Here is a 17287-nt window from a genome sequence, read left to right on the forward strand (position 1 = left end):
GTTTCTTGTCATGCCCCGATTCGCCGCCAACCTCTCGATGCTCTATCCGGAGCTCGATTTCCTCGACCGCTTCGAGGCCGCCGCCAAGGACGGCTTCGAAGCCGTCGAATACCTCTTTCCCTACCCCTACGAGCGCCGCGAACTCGCGGCCCGCCTCTCGGCCCACGGCCTGCAGCAGGTGCTGTTCAACGGCCCGCCCGGCGACTGGGACCGCGGCGAGCGCGGGCTGGCCTGCCTGCCGGGCCGCGAGGCCGAGTTCCGCGAAGGCCTCCTGAAGGCGCTGGACTATGCCGACGCGCTCGATTGCCCGCGCGTGCACGTGATGGCCGGCCTGGTGCCCGAGGGCGTGGAGCGCGAGGCCGTGCAGCCGGTCTACATCGAGAACCTGCGCTGGGCCGCCACCGAGGCGGCCAAGGCCGGGCGCGATCTCTTGATCGAGCCGATCAACACGCGCGACATCCCGCGCTTCTTCCTGAACCGGCAGGACCATGCGCACGAGATCGTCGAGATGGTCGCCGCGCCCAACCTTCAGGTGCAGATGGACCTCTACCACTGCCAGATCGTCGAAGGCGACGTGGCCATGAAGATCCGCAAGTACCTGCCGACCGGCCGCGTCGGCCATTTCCAGATTGCGGGCGTGCCCGAGCGGCACGAGCCGGACATCGGCGAGCTCAACCATCCCTATCTCTTCGACGTGATCGACGAGGTGTCGGCCCAGTGCGGCTGGCAAGGCTGGGTCGGCTGCGAATACCGGCCGCGCCGCGGCGCCGTGGCGAGCGGCACATCGGACGGCCTCGGCTGGCTGCGGGCGCTGCCGCGCACACAGGCCGCATGAGGCTCGAAGCCGTGCGCATCCCGCCGCGCCTGCGGGGCTTTGCGGCGCGCGATGCAGAGGTCTTCGATGTCACGCTGGTCGGCGCGCAGGTTGCGACCATCGAAGCGAGCGAACTGCCGGCGCGCGGCACCCTGCTCAGCGCCATGGTCGATGCGCATGCGCACATCGACAAGAACTACACCGTGCGCGAGGTGGGCGCGGCCGAGGGCAATCTGTTCGCGGCCATCGGGCGCATGGCCGCGCACCGCGCGCACTGGACCGGCGACGCGTTGCGCGCGCGCATGGAACGCGCACTGCACGAAGCCTGGCGTGCCGGCACGCGCGCCCTGCGCACGCACCTGGACTGGAACAGCGCCGAGGCGCCGGCCTCGCTCGCGGTCTTCGAGGAGCTGCGCTCGCAGTGGCACGGCCGCATCGAGCTGCAGTTCGTCGCGCTCGTGCCGCTCGATCTGTTCGCCGATCGCGAAGCCGGCGAGCGCATCGCCCGCGCAGTGCAGCGCGCGGGCGGCGCGCTCGGCGCCTTCGTTTATCGCAACGAGGGCATCGTGTCCAAGCTGGGGCGCGTGCTCGACCTCGCGCAGGACCACCAGCTCGCGCTCGATTTCCATGTCGACGAAGGGCTGGACGCGGAGGCGACCGGCCTGCGCACCATCGCACAGCTCGTGATCGCGCGCGGGCTGCATGGCCGCGTGCTCTGCGGCCATGCTTGCTCGCTGTCGGTACAGGAAGACGCGGCCGCCAGGGACACGCTCGGCCTGTGCGCGAAGGCCGGCCTGCACCTCGTGGCGCTGCCCACCACCAACCTCTACCTGCAGGGCGCCTGGGACCGCACGCCGGTGCCGCGCGGCATCACGCGCATCCGCGAAGCCGCCGCGCTGGGCCTGCGCGCGAGCCTGGCCACCGACAACGTGCAGGACGCCTTCTATCCCTACGGCGGCTACGACCTGCTGGAAACCTTCGGCCTCGGCGTGCAGATGGCGCACCTGGCGCCGGCATCCGACTGGCTCGACGCGATCACCGTCAGCCCGGCGACGGCGCTGGGCCTGGGCTGGGACGGCCGCATCGCGTCCGGCTGCCCCGCGGACCTGGTGCTGCTGGCCGCGACCGACGAATACGAACTTCTGGACCCGCGCGGACGGCGGCGCACCGTCATCCGCGCGGGTCGGACCCTGGAGAACGGCGAATGAGCATGGGCAAACCGATGGCCAACTACGCGGCCGCCAAGCGCGTGGGTGATTTCGTCTTCATGAGCGGTGTGGTCGCGGTCGATCCGTCGACGCGCCGCGCGGTGGCCGGCTACGACGACATCCCCGAAGAAGCGCGCCAGGGCTTGCGCACGCTCGGCTACGCCACCGGCCAGATGTCGGTCGACGTGTTCGAGGCGGCCATCGTGGCGCAGAGCTGGTTCGTGCTGGAGCGCATCCGCCAGATCGCGGCCGAGCACGGCGGCACGATGGACGACGTGGTCAAGCTGGTGCAGTACTTCCGCCAGCTGCCGCACTACGCCTTCTACAACCGCGTGCGCGGCCTGTTCTATCCCGGCGAGCCGCCGGTCAGCACGGTGGTGGAGGTGTCGCGCTTCCTGCCGGGGGACGAGGTGCTGGTCGAGGTGGAAGCGACGATGTATTTGCCGCAGCACTGAGGGCGCGCCTCTGACCGGCGCAGCGCCGGTCTTCGAAGATTTTTTGTGATCTTCCGCACAACCGGAACGGATTTCCCTGCGTATCTCCTGCAAAAGAAGCGGCGTCGGTCGTTACGTAGAGAGCCTGGCACGGTGGATGCAAGGCCATCGGCGAGCGGGCTTCACGCCATTTTTTTGACATTCCATGTCTTGCCGATTGCAGGAGACGATCATGTTGCAAAGTTCTTCGATGCAGACTTCAGCCGCGTTCGAGATCCGGTTCCAGTCCCTGTTTCAACAAGGCCGCGCGCTGGCCTTCCCCTGCGACCGCACGGGCCTGGTCGACCTCGACGCCATGAGTGAAACTGCCAGAAACAACTACTTGTTCGCTCGAGGCATGATCGGCCGCGAGTACGCGATGCCCTTCGTCCAGGCCTGCGAACGTCATTGATCCGGCGTTGACATCGTGTTGCCGATCATTGGCTGCGCATCGCGATGTCCATTTCTCTTGTCCTGTTCGACCTCGATGGCGTGCTTTGCGACTACGACCGTTCGGCGCGGGTCGCCCACCTGGCCGCGCTGACCGGGCAGAGCGTCGACGCCGTGCGGCGTGCGATCTGGGATTCCGGGCTGGAAGCGCGGGCCGATGCGGGCCTCATGAGCGGCAAGGACTATCTCAGCGAACTGGGCCTGCTGCTGGGCCATCGCATCACGCTCGACGATTGGCTGGCCGCGCGGCGTGCCGCGACGACGCCGAAGGCCGAAGTGCTCCGGCTCGCGAAGGCCGTGGCCTCGAGCCGGCGCGTCGCGGTCCTCACCAACAACAGCCGCCTGCTCACCGAGCACATGGATCGCGTGTGTCCCGAGGTCGGCGAGCTCTTCGATGAGGGCACGATCCTTTCCACGGCGTCGTATGGCGCCACCAAGCCTGCCCCCCAAGCCTACTTGCGCTGCCTGGAGGAATTGGATGCAATGCCTGCCGGAACGCTCTTCATCGACGACGTCGATTCGAATGTCGCTGGCGCGATCCAGGCCGGCCTCCATGCCTACATGTTCATCGGCGCCGAGGCCATGGCGCAGGAGCTGGCATCGCGCGGGTTGATCTAGTTCACTCGGTTGTCACGAAGGGCGCATACCGTCCGTTCGCCACATCAACGAGGAGAACTTTCGTGAACCCTTCGAAGAAATTCTGTGTCGCCCTGCTTGGCACGGGCATGCTGTTCGCAGCCGCCGCGCCTGCCGCAGCGCACGAAGAAAAAGCACGCCGGCGTGCCGACAACGCGCCGCTGGTGATCGGACACCGGGGCGGCGCCAACGGCTATCTGCCCGAGCACACGCTGGAAGCCTATGCCCTCGGCATCGCCCTGGGCGCCGACTACATCGAGCCCGATCTGGTCGCCACCAAGGATGGCCAGCTGATCGCGCGCCACGAGCCCAATCTGATAGACACCACCAACGTCAAGGACCTGCCGCAGTTCGCCGGCCGCCGCAAGACCGTCATGGTCGACGGCATCGCCACCGACGGCTTTTTCGCCAGCGACCTCACCCTGGCCGAGATCAAGCAGCTGCGCGCCGTCCAGTCCTTTCCCGAGCGCGACCAGGGCTTCAACGGCAAGTTCCAGATTCCGACGCTGGCCGAGGTGATCGAACTGGCCAAGCGCAAGTCGCGCGAGGAGGGGCGCCGCATCGGGATCTATCCGGAAACCAAGCACCCGACCTACCACCAGGGCATCGGCCTGCCGCTGGAAGACCGGTTGCTGGGCGTGCTGAGCGCTGCCGGCTGGAACCACCGCAACGCTCCGGTCTTCATCCAGTCCTTCGAGACCGCCAACCTGCGCTACCTGCGCAGCAAGACCAGCGTGCGGCTGATCCAGCTGGTCGATGCCAACGACGTCAAGCCCGACGGCTCGCTCGACTTGAGCAAGCCCTACGACAAGCCCTACGACAAGCCCTACGACTGGGTTGTCTCGAACCGCGCTGGCCTGTTCAGTGATCTGGTGACGCCGCGCGGCCTGCAGGAGGTGAAGGGCTACGCCGACGGCATCGGCCCGTGGAAGCCTTATCTGATATCGAGCGCCTGCAAGACGGTGCAGAACGGCGCCTGCGCCGACGTGACGGGCGACGGCGCGGTCGACGAGCGCGACCGCGTGCTGCTGCCGCCCACCGACGTGATCGCCAATGCGCACCGGCTGGGCCTGCTGGTCCATCCGTACACCTTCCGCAGCGAACAGAAGCGGCTGACCGGCAGCTTCGGCGGCAACCCGGTCAGTGAATACCTCGCGTTCTACGAGGCCGGCGTCGACGGCTTGTTCAGCGACTTCGCCGACACCGCGGTCGCTGCGCGCGCGATGTTCCTGCTCAAGCACGATCCCGACTACGCCGGCTGTCTGGTCAATGCACGCCGGTGCGAGAGAAACAATGACTGAGCGGGTGCTCGCGCGGATCCTGGGCGCGGTCCTGGCTGCCGTGGCGCTCGCGCAGCCGGCCCATGCCGAGGGCGGGTTGCCCGGCTCGCCGGCTGCGGTCGGGCAAGGCCCGGGCGCCGCGACGACCGCGGCGCCCGCCCAGCCGGAGAGTCTGGGCGGCGCGATCTTCAACCCGTTTGCTGCGCCGGCATGGGCGTCTGCGCGGCGCCCGGTCGCGGTCGAACGCGACTCCGGGTCTCGCAGGCCCGACTACGTCCTTCGCTCCGGCGCGGCAGCGCCGACCACCGCGAACTCTCCCGGCACCCGGTAGCCCGCACCCTTCCGCCACGCATCGATCGCTTCGAGGTAGCGCGCGCGGACCCGCGTGCGAACCTCTTCGCCGAAGCGCGACCAGGCCAGCGCCACGGGTCCGCCGGCAAAGGCCGCGTTGCAGGCCTCGTCGCCGTCGGCATAGCACAGCGTCGTCGCGATGCGGCGCTGTTCGACGGCCTCGAAGCCGGCCTCGGCGCACAGGCGTGCCAGCGTGTCCTGCTGCCCGAGCCGGAAGAACAGCGGGCAGACCTCGCTGGCGACCTCGGCGTCGACGATCGGGAACACGGCCGACCAGCCGCAGCGCGATCGTTCTCCCCACACGGCAAGCGCCATGCGGCCGCCCGGCCGCAGGACCCGCCGCATTTCCCGCAAGGCGCGTTCGGGATCGGGCAGGTACATCAGGCCGAGTGCGCACAGCGCGAGGTCGAAGCTCGCGTCCGGCAGTGCCAGGCTTTCGGCATCCATGCGCGCAAAGCCCACGTTCGACAGCGCCTTCTTCGAGGACTGAAGCCGGGCGGCGTCGACCATCTGCCCGGACAGGTCGATGCCGAACACCCGGCCATCCGGACCGACCGCACGCGCCGCCTCGAAGGCGACCAGCCCGGTGCCGCAGGCCACATCGAGCACGCGCTCGCCCGCTGCCGGCGCCGCCATGGCCAACAGCCCGGCGCGGGCGTCGGCGAGCTGCGCCTGCCACAGCGCTTCGTACTCGCCTGCCGCCAGGTCCCAGCCGTAACGCTGGACGCGCCGCTGCAGCCTGGCATCCATGGCTCAGCGCCGCGTGACCACGATTTCGAGGTAGTCGCTGGGCACGACCAGCGATGCCGGGCCGGCCCGGTTGCTGCGGTTCAGCAGCTCCGTCAGATCGCGTTCCAGCGCGGCGGCGCCGTCGGCGGGCAGGGCCGCGAAGGCCTTGTGGACCGGCCCGTACCAGGTACGGAACACCTCGATGAAATGCGCGGCCGAACGGTAGCGGAAGTTGAACTGCCGCTGCGTGATCGCGATCGACGCGGCGCGTTCGCCGAAAAGTTCTTTCAGGTGCGCCTCGGTGCCCCACAGCGAAGGCGGCTGCACGCCCGCCGGCGGCGGCAGATGGCGCCCCAGCACCTTGAACAACTGGCCGATGAAGCCCTCGGGCGTCCAGTTGGCGAGGCCGATGCGGCCGCCGGGGCGGCACACGCGCGCCAGTTCGGAGGCCGCCTTCGCGTGGTTGGGCGTGAACATGACGCCGAAGGTCGACAGCACGGCGTCGAAGCTGGCGTCCTTGAAGGGCAGCGCCTCGGCGTCCGCGGTCTGGAACTCCACGTTCAGGCGTTCTGCGCGCGCGCGCTCGGCGCCGCGGTCGAGCAGCGCGGCCACGTAGTCGGTCGAAGTCACCTGGCAGCCGCGCCGCGCTGCGGCCAGCGTGGCATTGCCGTTGCCGGCCGCGACGTCGAGCACACGCTCGTCGCAGTGCAGGTCGCAGGCTTCGGCCAGCTGCTCGCCCACCAGCTGCAGCGTGGTGCCGATCACGGCGTAGTCGCCGCTGGCCCAGGCGGTCATCTGGCGGCTCTTGATGGCGTTGAAATCGACGGGTGCATTCATGGCGCTGGTCTCCTTGGGGTGTTGAAGTGGGGGAAGGCCTGAACTGTCGCGCGCCGCCGCGGCGGCGTCCTGCCTGCGCGTCGGCCTGGCCTGCCCCAACGTCCGCAATGCGGCCGTCGGCATGCCGAGCGTCCGGGCCGGTTGCCCATTCATCCGTCCGAGCGGCATAGTCCATATCTCCTCTAGGCGCCGCGCGCCGACGCGCCCAGAATGGCTGTATCCAGTTCGATGCGGAGAGCAACCCATGGCAGCAGAAGACATCGCGGCGGCATTGCAGCGGGTGGAGGCGGTGCTGCGGCGGCGCCCCGAGGCCGGCCTTCACGAAGACTCGCAGGCCGTGGCGCGTTGGACAGGCGCTTTGGGGGTGATCGCCAGCCATGCGAACGGGACCGAGGTGGCGACCGACATGCCGGGCGAATTCGGCGGCGGCGGCGATCGGGTCACGCCGGGCTGGCTGCTGCGCGCCGGATTCGCATCCTGCGTCGCCACCCGCATCGCGATGGGCGCTGCCACCGAGCGAATCGAACTGGAGCAACTCGAGGTACGGGTCGACAGCCATTCGGATGCGCGCGGCATGCTGGACGTGGCGGAGGCCGACGGCACGCCGGTGATCGCCGGGCCGCTGGACATGCAACTGTTCGTGCGGATCTCCGCACCCGGCGTGGCGCCGCAGCGCTTGCGAACGCTGGTCGAAGAGAGTCATCGCTGTTCGCCGATGTCTTCGGCGATCCAGCTCGCGGTGCCGGTGACCCTGCGCATCGAGGTGGGTGACAGCTGATGGACGCCCTGTCCGAGACCCTTCGCGTCGTGCGGCTGGTCGGCGCCATCTTCATCAACGCCCGGTTCACCGCGCCCTGGTGCTACCAGTCGCCGCGCGCCGATACGGTGGCGCCGATCCTGGAGCCCGGCGCCGAGCGCGTGGTGATCTTCCACCTGATCACCGAGGGCGAGTGCTATGTCGAGCTCGCCGGCGAGCCGCCGGTGCACCTGATGGCGGGCGACGCCATCATCTTTCCGCAGGGCGATGCGCATCGCATGACTTCGCAGCCGGGGCTGCCGCCGGCCACCGGCGGGCGGCTCGCCGAGGTGCTGACGCGCCGGCCGCGCCAGCTGGCCTACGGCGGTGGCGGTGCGACCACGCGCCTGGTGTGCGGCTATCTCGCCTGCGATGCCCGCCTCGCGGGGATGCTGCTGGCGGGGCTGCCTGCGCTGGTCCGGGTCAATGTGCGCGGATCGAATGCCGGCAACTGGCTGGAGGCCTCCGTTCGCTACGCGCTGGCCGAGGCGCGGTCGCCGCGGCCGGGCGGCGCCGGCGTACTGGCCAAGCTGTCCGAGGTGCTGTTCATCGAGGTCCTGCGCCTGTACATGAACGAGCAGGGCGAGGGACGCACCGGCTGGCTGGCGGGCGTGGGCGACCGGATCGTCGGCGCCGCCCTGAACGCGCTGCATAAGAGCCCGGCCCATGCCTGGACGCTGGACGAGCTCGCTCGCACGGCCGGCAGTTCGAGGTCGGTGCTGGCCGAGCGCTTCCAGCAGCTGGTGGGAAGCTCGCCGATGCAGTACCTGACGCAGTGGCGCATGCTCTTGGCCGCCAATCTGCTGTGCCGCAGCAATGCCCCGCTGGCCAGCATCGCGGAGGACGTGGGCTACCAGACCGACACGGCCTTCAGCCGCGCCTTCCGGCGCGAGTACGGCGCGCCGCCGGCGGCCTGGCGCCGCAGCCGGTCGATGCGCGACCAGGTCGCGCAAGTCCGAGACGCAGCTTGACCATGCTCAATGCTTGCCCTCGAGCGTCGCCTTCAGTTGCCGCACGGCCTGCGCCGACTCGGCATCGATGCGCGCGCGCAGGCTGAAGCGGTTCAGCAGCGCGAACAGCAGATTGGGTGCGCGGTATTCGAACTCGCGCACGAAGTGCGTGCCGCCCGCCGCGGGTGCGAGCGAGTAGCTGACGACGCCGGCCGCGCGGCCGTCGATCTCGCCGGCGATGCGCCAGAGCCGTTCGGGCTCGCGCGCCGTGACGCGCCAGGTCACGCGCCCGCGGCGCCCGGCGACCTGGAAGTCCTCCACGACCGACTCGCCGACCGTGAGCGGATGATCGGCATCGCCGCTGACGGCGAGCGAGGACGGGTGCCAGCGCGGCCAGTTGGCCGGCGTCGTGACGTAGGCGAAAACTTCCGCCGGCGGCCGCGCGATGTCGGCCTCGGTGACGATGCGGGTGCGCCCCGCATTCATCGGCACGAACAGGGCGGCGACCAGCACCGCGAGCGCGAGAAGGGCGAAGGCCCATCGCTTCCACGTACGATGCGTCAAGCGTTTCATCGTTGACCTCCATGTCGCCATGACGATGCATTCTGTCCCTGCTTCGTGCGAGGTGCTCGTGGTCGGCGCCGGGCCGGCCGGCAGCGCCTGCGCGCAGATGCTCGCGCGCGCCGGGTTCGATGTCGTGCTCTGCGACCGGCACGACTTCCCGCGCGACAAGGTCTGCGGCGACGGCCTGATCCCCGATGCGCACCGCGCGCTCGCGCGGCTCGGCGTGCTCGACGAAGTGCTGGCGCGCGCACGCAGCGCAAGGCATGTCGGCTGCATCGCGCCGCACGGCGGACGGGTCGAGGTGCCGGCCCAGCTGGCTGTGCTGCCGCGCCGCGAACTCGACGACATCGTGCGCCGGGCCGCGCTGGCGGCTGGCGCGCGCTGGCTCGCGCCGGCGTGCTTCGATGCACCGCTGTTCGATGCCGGCCAGCGCGTGGTCGGAGCACGGCTCAGGCTGGCCGGCAGCAGCATGCACGAGCTGCGCGCGCGCTGGACCGTGCTCGCCACCGGCGCGGCGACGGTTCCTTTGATTGCGGCAGGCGTCTGCGTGCGGCGCGCGCCGAGCGGCTTCGCGCTGCGCGGCTACGTGAAGAACGAGGCGATGGCCGCGCGCATCACCGGGCTCGAAGTCGTTTGGCACCGCGCGCTGCGCGGCGGCTACGGCTGGATCTTTCCTTGCGGCGCCGGCATGTTCAATGTCGGTGTCGGGCTCATCACCCACGGCCAGGATCAGGCAGCGATGCCGGAGCTCAACCTGCGCGAGCTCTTCGCCGCCTTCGCGCACCTGCATGCGCCGGCCCACGAGCTGCTGCAGGGCGGCACGCAGGTCGGCGCGCTGAAGGGCGCGCCGCTGCGCTGTTCGCTCGAAGGCGCGCGCTGGTCGCGGCCCGGGCTGCTGGTGGCGGGCGAGGCGGCAGGCAGCACCTATCTGTTCACCGGCGAGGGCATCGGCAAGGCGCTGGAGACCGGCATGCTCGCTACAGAAGCGCTGGTCGAAGGCCGCGAACCAGGGCCGGGCGAGGATGCGGCGGTGCGTTCGCATTACGAAGCCGCGCTCGCCGCGCTGAAGCCGCGCTTCGCCGCCTACGCGCAGGCCAATCGCGTCAACGAACACCCGTGGCTGGCCGATCTCGTGATCTGGCGTGCGCGCCGCAGCGCGCGCATCGTCGGGCGCCTCGCCGGCGTGCTCGAGGAGACACACAATCCCGGCAAGCTCGTGAGCGCCAAGGGACTGGCGCGGCTGTTCTTTCCGCTCGGCTGATTGCCCCGGCGTCGCCTTTAGAGGCGGCGTGGGGTTGCTAACGGCCTCCCCCTGGCCTATAAGTCATCTATGGTTTCTTTGTCTCGTCGCAGGACGAGGAAGGAGAGCGCCATGAAGAGACGCATTTACTGGCTGATGCCGGATCCGGCGAGTGCCAGGCGGGCGATGCACGATCTTGTGCAGGCGCGCGTCGACGCTGCGCACATTCATTTCGCCGCTGCCGAAGGCATGGACATGACCGGGCTCCATGCGGCCAACGCGCTGCAAACCTCGGACGTCGTTCATGCCGCAGAAAGCGGTCTGGTGATCGGCGGCGGCGTCGGTACCGCGGTCGGGCTCGTGGCCGCGCTGCTGTTCCCCGTCGTCGGGGAGGCACCCGAATGGGAAACGGCTGCGCTGCTGGCCGTGCTCGGAGGCCTGATCGGTGCCTGGTCGGCCAGCATGATCGGCATCTCCATTCCCAGTCCGCGGCTTGCGCGCTTCGAAGGCGCGATCGGGCGCGGGCAGATTCTTCTGATGGTGGACCTGCCGCCGTCGCGCGTGCAGGCCATCGATGCGCTGTTGCGAACCGCCCATCCGGAGGCCCTCTTCGAGGGCGAGGAGCGGCTGGTCCCCGCGCTGCCCTGAAGCGCGTGGACTGCGAATCGCCGATGACGAGTCGAGGTGCCACACATGATCATGGCCATCGCGCTCGCAATCATCGTCGTCGCATCGGTGCTGTTTCACATTGTCAATCCGTGGTGGATCACTCCCCTGGCATCCAACTGGAAGCCGATGGACGACACCCTGACCATCACGCTGGTGATCACGGGCCTGTTCTTCGTCGTCATCAACCTCTTCGTCGTCTACACGCTGGTGCGCTTTCGCCACCGCGAGGGCGTGCGCGCGGTCCGGCAGCCCGAGAGCAAGTCGCTGGAGCGCTGGCTGATCGGCGTCACCACCGTGGGCATCATCGCGCTCCTGGCGCCCGGCCTGGTGGTGTACGCGAACTACGTCAAGACGCCGCATGACGCCCTCACGCTGGAAGTGCTGGGCCAGCAGTGGCAGTGGCGCTTCCGCTTCGCCGGCGCGGACGGCAAGCTGGGGCTGACCGAGACGCGCTTCGTCAGCGCGACCAATCCCTTCGGCCTCGACCCCGCCGACGCGGCCGGACAGGACGACATCCTGATCGCGGCGGACGAGGTGCACCTGCCGCTCGGCAAGCCGGTGAACGTGCTGCTGCGTTCGCACGACGTGCTGCACGACTTCTACGTGCCGCCCTTCCGTGCCCGCATGAACATGGTGCCGGGGCAGGTCAGCACCTTCTGGTTCACGCCGACCGTGACCGGCCGCTACGAGGCGCTGTGCTCGCAGCTGTGCGGCGTCGGCCATCCCAACATGCGCGCCCACGTGGTGGTGGAGGACGCGGCGAGCTTCCAGGCCTGGCGCGACGCGCTGCCGACCTTCGCCGCGATGCAGGCCAACGTGCGGGCCGCTGCCGCAGCGGGGGCCGGCGCCGGTTCGCTGGCCGAGCGGGGCCGCGCGCTGGCGGATGCCAAGGGCTGCGTGGCCTGCCACACGATCGACGGCAGCCCGCGCGTGGGGCCGACATGGAAAGGCCTGTACGGCAAGACCGAGAGCCTGCGCGACGGTTCCACCGCGCGGGTCGACGAAAAATTCCTGCGGGACTTCATCCGCGATCCGCAGGCGCGCGGCATCAAGGGCTTCGCGCCGGTCATGCCGAAGATCGAGCTGAGCGACGAAGAGCTGGCCGCGCTGGTGGCCTACATCCAGACCCTCGGCGGCCCGCCGGCGCAGGCTGCCGGTGAACAGAAGGCGCAAAGATGAGCGCGATTCCCACCCCCACCGGCGATATCGCCGACACTGCCGGCCACCACGCGCCGCAGACCTTCCTGACGCGCTACGTCTGGAGCCAGGACCACAAGGTGATCGCGATCCAGTACGCCTGCACGGCCATCACGGTGGGCGTGATCGGCGTGGTGCTGTCCAACCTGATGCGCCTGCAGCTGGGCTTCCCCGGCGTGTTCGAATTCATCACGCCCGAGCGCTACTACCAGTTCGTCACCATGCACGGGATGATCATGGTGATCTACCTGCTCACCGCGCTCTTCCTCGGCGGCTTCGGCAATTACCTGATCCCGCTCATGGTGGGCGCGCGCGACATGGTGTTCCCGTATCTCAACATGCTGAGCTTCTGGGTCTACCTGCTGTCGGTGATCGTGCTGATGGCGAGCTTCTTCGTGGCGGGCGGACCCACCGGCGCGGGGTGGACGCTGTACCCGCCGCAGTCGATCCTGCCCGGAACGCCGGGGCACGACGGCGGCATCATCCTGATGCTGATCTCGCTCGTGATCTTCATCGTCGCCACGACGATGGGCGGCCTCAACTACGTGACCACCGTGCTGCAGGCGCGCTGCAAGGGCATGACGCTGCTGCGCATGCCGCTGACGGTATGGGGCATCTTCGTCGCCACCATCCTCGCGCTGCTCGGTTTTCCGGCGCTGTTCGTCAGCGGCGTGATGCTGCTGCTCGACCGCGTGGCGGGCACCAGCTTCTTCATGCCGGCGCTGCTCTCGATGGGGAAGGCGACCCAGTACAAGGGCGGCAGTCCGCTGCTGTTCCAGCACCTGTTCTGGTTCTTCGGCCATCCCGAGGTCTACATCGTGGCGCTGCCGGCCTTCGGCATCGTCTCCGACCTGATCAGCGTGCATGCGCGCAAGAGCATCTTCGGCTACCGCATGATGGTCTGGGCCATCGTCGCCATCGGGGGCTTGAGCCTCGTGGTGTGGGCGCACCACATGTTCGTCGCCGGCATGAACCCGTACTTCGCCTTCTTCTTCGCGACCACCACGCTGGTCATCGCGGTGCCGACTGCCATCAAGGTCTACAACTGGCTGCTCACGCTGTGGCGCGGCGACATACACCTGTCGGTGCCGATGCTGTTCTCGCTGGCCTTCATCTGCACCTTCGTCATCGGCGGGCTGACCGGCCTCTTCCTCGGCAACGTGAGCGTCGACATCCCGCTCTCGGGCACCTACTTCGTGGTGGCGCACTTCCACATGGTGATGGGCGTGGCGCCGCTCTTGGTGGTCTTCGGCGGCATCTACCACTGGTATCCCAAGGTGACCGGCCGCATGCTCGACGACTGGCTCGGGCAGCTGCATTTCTGGATCACCTTCATCGGCACCTACCTGATCTATTTCCCGATGCACTACCTCGGCGTGCAGGGCATGCCTCGGCGCTACTACAACTTCGACAACTACGCGTTCATCCCGCCGTCCGCGTACAGCCTGAACACCTTCATCACCGTGGTGGCGCTCGTCGTCGGCGCGGCGCAGCTGCTGTTCATCTTCAACCTCGTCTGGAGCCTGCGCTACGGCCGGCGCGCCGATGCCAACCCCTGGCGCGCCGCCTCGCTGGAATGGCAGACGCCGCAGACGCCGCCGGTGCACGGCAACTGGGGGCCGGAGCTGCCGGTGGTCTACCGCTGGGCTTACGGCTACGGCGTGCCGGACGGTCCGAAGGATTACGTCGCGCAGAACGAGCCGCCCGAGGCGGGCGGCATGGAACCCGAGGCCTACAAGGGCAAGGACGACGAGGTTCGGGGGGCACCGACATGAACGCGATCGCCGCGCTGCCTTTTGCAGAACGTGATCACGCGGCCGCCGCGAGCATCGGCCTGTGGGTGTTCATGGGCGTGGCCACCGCGCTGTTCTCGCTCTTCGCCACGGCCTATGTGATGCGCATGAGCGGCAGCGATGCCGTCGCGCTCGCGCTGCCGTGGCAGCTGTGGCTCAGCACCGCGCTGCTGTTCGCGGGCGGCGTGGCGCTTTCGAAGGCCGGCGCGGCCGCGCGTGGCGGCCACGGCCTCGCGCGGACGCGCCGCCTGCTGCTCGCCGGCGGCCTCTGCGCGCTGGCCTTCCTGGCGGTGCAACTGTGGGCCTGGCAGGCGCTGCTCGCCGCGCAGGTGATGCCGGCCGGCAATCCGGGCGGCAGCTTCTTCTATCTGCTGACCGCCATGCACGGGCTGCACGTGGCGGGCGGCCTCGCCGGCTGGGCGTGGACGGCACGCGCCGCATGGCGGCCGGCGGCGCGCCTTGCCGATCTCGCATGGCGCATCGGGCTCGTCGCGCGCTACTGGCACTTCATGCTGGCGGTGTGGCTGCTGCTGTTCGCCATGCTGGGCTGGCTGACGCCGGAGGTGGCGCGCTTCATCTGCGGCACCGCCTGATCGATAGAGGAAGCTTGCCATGAACACTGCCGCATCGATCGCGCAAATGCCCGTTGTGCCCGTTGTGCCCGTGACCCCCGCCGCCGCAGCCGAAGGCCTGCGCGGGCTGATCGCCGACTGGTCCTCCGACCGCGAAGCCTTCCACGTCTCGTGGGGCAAGGCGATGATGTGGATCTTCCTCTTGAGCGACACCTTCATCTTCAGCTGCTTCCTCGTCGGCTACATGACGGTGCGCGTCTCGACCACCGTGCCCTGGCCCAACCCGAGCGAGGTGTTCGCGCTCCATGTGGCCGGCGCCGACGTCCCGCTGCTCTTGATCGCGATCATGACCTTCGTGCTCATCAGCAGCAGCGGCACGATGGCGATGGCCGTCAATTGCGCCTACCGCGGCGACAAGGTGAACGCCGCCACGCTGATGCTGGTGACCGCCACCTGCGGCGAGATCTTCGTCGGCATGCAGGCCTTCGAATGGTCGAAGCTGATCATGGAAGAGGGCGTGCGGCCCTGGGGCAACCCGATGGGCGCGGCGCAGTTCGGCTCGGCCTTCTTCATGATCACCGGCTTCCACGGACTGCACGTGTCGGGCGGCGTGGTGTTCCTGTTCATCATCGCCTTCAAGCTGCTGCGCGGCGACTACGACCGCGGCGGCAACTACCAGATCGTCGAGATCGTCGGCCTGTACTGGCACTTCGTCGATCTGGTGTGGGTGTTTATTTTTGCGCTCTTCTATCTCTGGTGAGGACTTCGACCATGAACCCCGGCACCGGCCAGCAACATCCGATCAGCCTCTACCTCAAGATCTGGGGGCTCCTGTTCGTGCTCAGCACGATGTCCTACCTGGTGGACTACCTCCATGTGCAGGGCTATCTGCGCTGGGGCCTGATCCTCACCTTCATGCTGCTGAAGGCAGGCCTGATCGTCGCGGTCTTCATGCACATGGCCTGGGAACGGCTGTCGCTGGTCTATGCCATCCTGCTGCCGCCGCTGGCCCTGCTGGTGCTGGTGGGCCTGATGGCGGCGGAGGCCGGCCACACCTTGCTGGCGCGGCTGCTCTTCTTCAATTGACGGCTTGCGCTCAGCGCCGCACCACGTAGCGCGTCACCACCGGCACCGTTTCGCCCTGGTGGAAGGCCAGGCGCCGCTCGCGCAGCGCCATGTCGGCCGCGGTCGCGCGGTGGAAGCGGCGCAGATGCTCGGTCCACGATTCGTCGACGATCTCCTCGACGTAGCGGCCCGGCTCGGCGATGTCGTGCAAGAGCTCCCAGCCGATCGCGCCCTGGCCGAGGCGCGCGCGGCGCGTCTGCTGCATCACGATGTGGAAGGCGGCGGCGCGCGCGGGGTCGATCATGTATTCGACGGTGATCACCACCCGCCCTTCCTCGCCCGGCGCCTCCGCCGGCGGGCCCGCGGCCCAGCCCTTGCGCGCGGGGCTGGTGTCGTCTTCCTCGCCGACGCCGTCGGTCACGTAGCGCAGCGCGACCAGCATGCACGCCGTGCCGCTCACGGCCGCGATCCCGAGGCTGATGTAGAGCGAGGAGAGCTCGGCCACCTGGCCCCAGAGCGCGGCACCGAAGGCGCTCGCGCCCATGATGGCCATCTGGTACATCGACATGCCGCGCGCGCGCACCCAGTCGGGCAGCGCGAGCTGGGCCGAGACCGAGAGCGAATTGGCGACCGTGATCCAGGCCATGCCGCCGAGGAACATCGCCGGTACCGCGATCCAGGCGTTGGGCGCCACCGCCATCACGGCCGTGGCGCCGGACTGCAGCATGGCGCCGCGGATCACCAGCTGGTCGCGCGCGAGCGCCTGGCGCAGCCGCGGCAGGAACAGCACCGCCACGATCGCGCCCGAGCCCATGGCCGCCAGCAGCAGCGTGAAGGTGCCGGCCCCGCCGCCTTGCAGGTTGCGCGCCAGAAGCGGCAGCAGCGCGAGCAGCGCGGTCGAGTGCAGGAAGAAGATCGAGATGCGCGTGAGCACCGCGCGCATGCGCTGCGACTGGCGCACGAACTGCACGCCCACGCGCATCGCGCTGATCAACCGTTCGCGGCCCAGCGGATTGGGCTTGTGCTCGCGCCGCCAGCGCAGCACGATGAAGCCCGAGGCCACGCACAGCACGGCGTTGAGCCCGAACACCCAGACGCTGCCGGCGCTCGCGATCAGCGTGCCGGCCAGCAGCGGCCCGACGATGCGCGAGGCGTTCATCGCCAGCCCGTTGAGCCCGAGCGCGGCCGGCAGGTGGGTACGCGGCACCAGCTCGGGCACGATGGCGGAGAACACCGGCCAGCGCAGCGCCAGGCCGATGCCGTTGGCGAAGGTCAGAGCCAGCAGCAGCGGCGCGCTCATGAGGTCCAGCACCACGGCGCCGCACAGCACGATGGCGGCGCCGGCGAGCCAGAACTGGGTCGCGACCAGCCAGCGCCGCCGGTCCAGGATGTCGGCCAGCGCGCCGCTCGGCAGCCCGAGCAGGAACACCGGCAGCGTGGAGGCCGATTGCACCAGCGCAACCCAGATCGGCGAAGTGGTCAGCGAGGTCATCATCCAGGCCGCCGCCACGTCGTTCATCCACATGCAGATGTTGGCGACCAGCCAGGTGCTCCACAGCATGCGGAACACAGGCTGCTTGATGAGCGGTTCGAAGGGGCCGATGCGCGGCGGCTGCGCGCGCGTCGGGGCGACGGGGGTTTCCTCGGTCGAGATCGGTGGCAT

19 protein-coding genes are annotated in these 17287 nt (G+C 69.1%); 15 read left to right on the forward strand and 4 right to left on the reverse strand.

The window, feature by feature from the left end; all coding sequences use genetic code 11:
- The first annotated feature begins 10 nt into the window (after positions 1-10).
- The 6 genes from otnI to BLS74_RS18645 all read left to right on the forward strand — a co-directional run bounded on the left by otnI (position 11) and on the right by BLS74_RS18645 (position 4882).
- A complete protein-coding gene (gene otnI, locus BLS74_RS18620; RefSeq protein ID WP_093108626.1) occupies positions 11-835 on the forward strand; it encodes a 2-oxo-tetronate isomerase in 825 nt (274 codons plus the stop codon).
- Positions 832-2022: an amidohydrolase family protein gene (locus BLS74_RS18625; RefSeq protein WP_093108627.1), complete on the forward strand. Its 1191-nt coding sequence runs from the start codon at positions 832-834 to the stop codon at positions 2020-2022. The genes otnI and BLS74_RS18625 overlap by 4 nt, the downstream gene beginning before the upstream one ends.
- The gene (locus BLS74_RS18630; protein WP_093108628.1) at positions 2019-2477 is read left to right on the forward strand and encodes a RidA family protein; all 459 of its coding nucleotides are present in this window, start codon (positions 2019-2021) and stop codon (positions 2475-2477) included. The genes BLS74_RS18625 and BLS74_RS18630 overlap by 4 nt, the downstream gene beginning before the upstream one ends.
- 211 nt (positions 2478-2688) lie before the next feature.
- On the forward strand, positions 2689-2907 hold the full coding sequence (locus tag BLS74_RS18635; RefSeq protein WP_093108629.1) for a hypothetical protein: 219 nt from the start codon (positions 2689-2691) through the stop codon (positions 2905-2907).
- A 38-nt stretch (positions 2908-2945) separates the two neighbouring features.
- The gene (locus tag BLS74_RS18640; RefSeq protein ID WP_093108630.1) at positions 2946-3563 is read left to right on the forward strand and encodes an HAD family hydrolase; all 618 of its coding nucleotides are present in this window, start codon (positions 2946-2948) and stop codon (positions 3561-3563) included.
- A 62-nt stretch (positions 3564-3625) separates the two neighbouring features.
- The gene (locus tag BLS74_RS18645) at positions 3626-4882 is read left to right on the forward strand and encodes a glycerophosphodiester phosphodiesterase (protein ID WP_244503925.1); all 1257 of its coding nucleotides are present in this window, start codon (positions 3626-3628) and stop codon (positions 4880-4882) included.
- 249 nt (positions 4883-5131) lie between these two features.
- Here BLS74_RS18645 and BLS74_RS18655 read toward each other — a convergent pair whose 3' ends face one another.
- Entirely contained in the window at positions 5132-5962 is an 831-nt protein-coding gene (locus BLS74_RS18655; protein ID WP_093108633.1) for a class I SAM-dependent methyltransferase, read from the reverse strand.
- A 3-nt stretch (positions 5963-5965) separates the two neighbouring features.
- Positions 5966-6778, reverse strand: a complete 813-nt coding sequence (locus tag BLS74_RS18660) for a class I SAM-dependent methyltransferase (protein ID WP_093108634.1) — start codon at positions 6776-6778, stop codon at positions 5966-5968.
- 244 nt (positions 6779-7022) lie between these two features.
- On the opposite strand from BLS74_RS18660, the gene BLS74_RS18665 reads away from it, so the two are divergent.
- Positions 7023-7556 carry an OsmC family protein gene (locus BLS74_RS18665; RefSeq protein WP_093108635.1) on the forward strand — a complete coding sequence of 178 codons (534 nt, stop codon included), beginning with the start codon at positions 7023-7025 and terminating at the stop codon, positions 7554-7556.
- A complete protein-coding gene (locus tag BLS74_RS18670; protein ID WP_093108636.1) occupies positions 7556-8545 on the forward strand; it encodes an AraC family transcriptional regulator in 990 nt (329 codons plus the stop codon). The genes BLS74_RS18665 and BLS74_RS18670 overlap by 1 nt, the downstream gene beginning before the upstream one ends.
- Positions 8546-8551: 6 nt before the next feature.
- Here BLS74_RS18670 and BLS74_RS18675 read toward each other — a convergent pair whose 3' ends face one another.
- Positions 8552-9097 carry an SRPBCC family protein gene (locus tag BLS74_RS18675; RefSeq protein ID WP_093108637.1) on the reverse strand — a complete coding sequence of 182 codons (546 nt, stop codon included), beginning with the start codon at positions 9095-9097 and terminating at the stop codon, positions 8552-8554.
- A 19-nt stretch (positions 9098-9116) separates the two neighbouring features.
- Here BLS74_RS18675 and BLS74_RS18680 point away from each other — a divergent pair, with 19 nt between their 5' ends.
- The 7 genes from BLS74_RS18680 (at position 9117) to BLS74_RS18710 (ending at position 15645) form a co-directional block, all read left to right on the forward strand.
- Positions 9117-10349 carry an NAD(P)/FAD-dependent oxidoreductase gene (locus tag BLS74_RS18680; protein WP_093108638.1) on the forward strand — a complete coding sequence of 411 codons (1233 nt, stop codon included), beginning with the start codon at positions 9117-9119 and terminating at the stop codon, positions 10347-10349.
- A 111-nt stretch (positions 10350-10460) separates the two neighbouring features.
- A complete protein-coding gene (locus tag BLS74_RS18685; protein WP_093108639.1) occupies positions 10461-10976 on the forward strand; it encodes a DUF1269 domain-containing protein in 516 nt (171 codons plus the stop codon).
- A gap of 45 nt (positions 10977-11021) precedes the next feature.
- The gene (locus BLS74_RS18690) at positions 11022-12176 is read left to right on the forward strand and encodes a cytochrome c oxidase subunit II (RefSeq protein WP_093108640.1); all 1155 of its coding nucleotides are present in this window, start codon (positions 11022-11024) and stop codon (positions 12174-12176) included.
- On the forward strand, positions 12173-13969 hold the full coding sequence (gene ctaD, locus BLS74_RS18695; RefSeq protein WP_093108641.1) for a cytochrome c oxidase subunit I: 1797 nt from the start codon (positions 12173-12175) through the stop codon (positions 13967-13969). The genes BLS74_RS18690 and ctaD overlap by 4 nt, the downstream gene beginning before the upstream one ends.
- Positions 13966-14580 carry a cytochrome c oxidase subunit 3 gene (locus BLS74_RS18700; RefSeq protein ID WP_093108642.1) on the forward strand — a complete coding sequence of 205 codons (615 nt, stop codon included), beginning with the start codon at positions 13966-13968 and terminating at the stop codon, positions 14578-14580. Before ctaD ends, BLS74_RS18700 begins: the two co-directional genes overlap by 4 nt.
- A gap of 46 nt (positions 14581-14626) precedes the next feature.
- Positions 14627-15319, forward strand: a complete 693-nt coding sequence (locus BLS74_RS18705; protein ID WP_170855653.1) for a heme-copper oxidase subunit III family protein — start codon at positions 14627-14629, stop codon at positions 15317-15319.
- 11 nt (positions 15320-15330) lie between these two features.
- A complete protein-coding gene (locus BLS74_RS18710; protein ID WP_093108644.1) occupies positions 15331-15645 on the forward strand; it encodes a cytochrome C oxidase subunit IV family protein in 315 nt (104 codons plus the stop codon).
- Positions 15646-15655: 10 nt separating this feature from the next.
- On the opposite strand, the gene BLS74_RS18715 is transcribed toward BLS74_RS18710, so the two are convergent.
- Complete coding sequence (locus BLS74_RS18715) at positions 15656-17287, reverse strand: MFS transporter (protein WP_093108645.1); 1632 nt, start codon at positions 17285-17287, stop codon at positions 15656-15658.

The organism is Variovorax sp. CF079, assembly GCF_900101545.1.
Lineage (GTDB): Bacteria > Pseudomonadota > Gammaproteobacteria > Burkholderiales > Burkholderiaceae_C > Variovorax.

What these genes read in the sequence shown, in the direction of transcription:
- BLS74_RS18715 (WP_093108645.1), bottom strand. Translation starts at nt 17,287, where the DNA reads ATGCCACCGATCTCGACCGAGGAAACCCCCGTCGCCCCGACGCGCGCG.
- BLS74_RS18630 (WP_093108628.1), top strand. Translation starts at nt 2,019, where the DNA reads ATGAGCATGGGCAAACCGATGGCCAACTACGCGGCCGCCAAGCGCGTG.
- BLS74_RS18635 (WP_093108629.1), top strand. Translation starts at nt 2,689, where the DNA reads ATGTTGCAAAGTTCTTCGATGCAGACTTCAGCCGCGTTCGAGATCCGG.
- BLS74_RS18690 (WP_093108640.1), top strand. Translation starts at nt 11,022, where the DNA reads ATGATCATGGCCATCGCGCTCGCAATCATCGTCGTCGCATCGGTGCTG.
- otnI (WP_093108626.1), top strand. Translation starts at nt 11, where the DNA reads ATGCCCCGATTCGCCGCCAACCTCTCGATGCTCTATCCGGAGCTCGAT.
- BLS74_RS18700 (WP_093108642.1), top strand. Translation starts at nt 13,966, where the DNA reads ATGAACGCGATCGCCGCGCTGCCTTTTGCAGAACGTGATCACGCGGCC.
- BLS74_RS18665 (WP_093108635.1), top strand. Translation starts at nt 7,023, where the DNA reads ATGGCAGCAGAAGACATCGCGGCGGCATTGCAGCGGGTGGAGGCGGTG.
- ctaD (WP_093108641.1), top strand. Translation starts at nt 12,173, where the DNA reads ATGAGCGCGATTCCCACCCCCACCGGCGATATCGCCGACACTGCCGGC.
- BLS74_RS18670 (WP_093108636.1), top strand. Translation starts at nt 7,556, where the DNA reads ATGGACGCCCTGTCCGAGACCCTTCGCGTCGTGCGGCTGGTCGGCGCC.
- BLS74_RS18655 (WP_093108633.1), bottom strand. Translation starts at nt 5,962, where the DNA reads ATGGATGCCAGGCTGCAGCGGCGCGTCCAGCGTTACGGCTGGGACCTG.
- BLS74_RS18660 (WP_093108634.1), bottom strand. Translation starts at nt 6,778, where the DNA reads ATGAATGCACCCGTCGATTTCAACGCCATCAAGAGCCGCCAGATGACC.
- BLS74_RS18710 (WP_093108644.1), top strand. Translation starts at nt 15,331, where the DNA reads ATGAACCCCGGCACCGGCCAGCAACATCCGATCAGCCTCTACCTCAAG.
- BLS74_RS18625 (WP_093108627.1), top strand. Translation starts at nt 832, where the DNA reads ATGAGGCTCGAAGCCGTGCGCATCCCGCCGCGCCTGCGGGGCTTTGCG.
- BLS74_RS18680 (WP_093108638.1), top strand. Translation starts at nt 9,117, where the DNA reads ATGACGATGCATTCTGTCCCTGCTTCGTGCGAGGTGCTCGTGGTCGGC.
- BLS74_RS18675 (WP_093108637.1), bottom strand. Translation starts at nt 9,097, where the DNA reads ATGAAACGCTTGACGCATCGTACGTGGAAGCGATGGGCCTTCGCCCTT.
- BLS74_RS18685 (WP_093108639.1), top strand. Translation starts at nt 10,461, where the DNA reads ATGAAGAGACGCATTTACTGGCTGATGCCGGATCCGGCGAGTGCCAGG.
- BLS74_RS18705 (WP_170855653.1), top strand. Translation starts at nt 14,627, where the DNA reads ATGCCCGTTGTGCCCGTTGTGCCCGTGACCCCCGCCGCCGCAGCCGAA.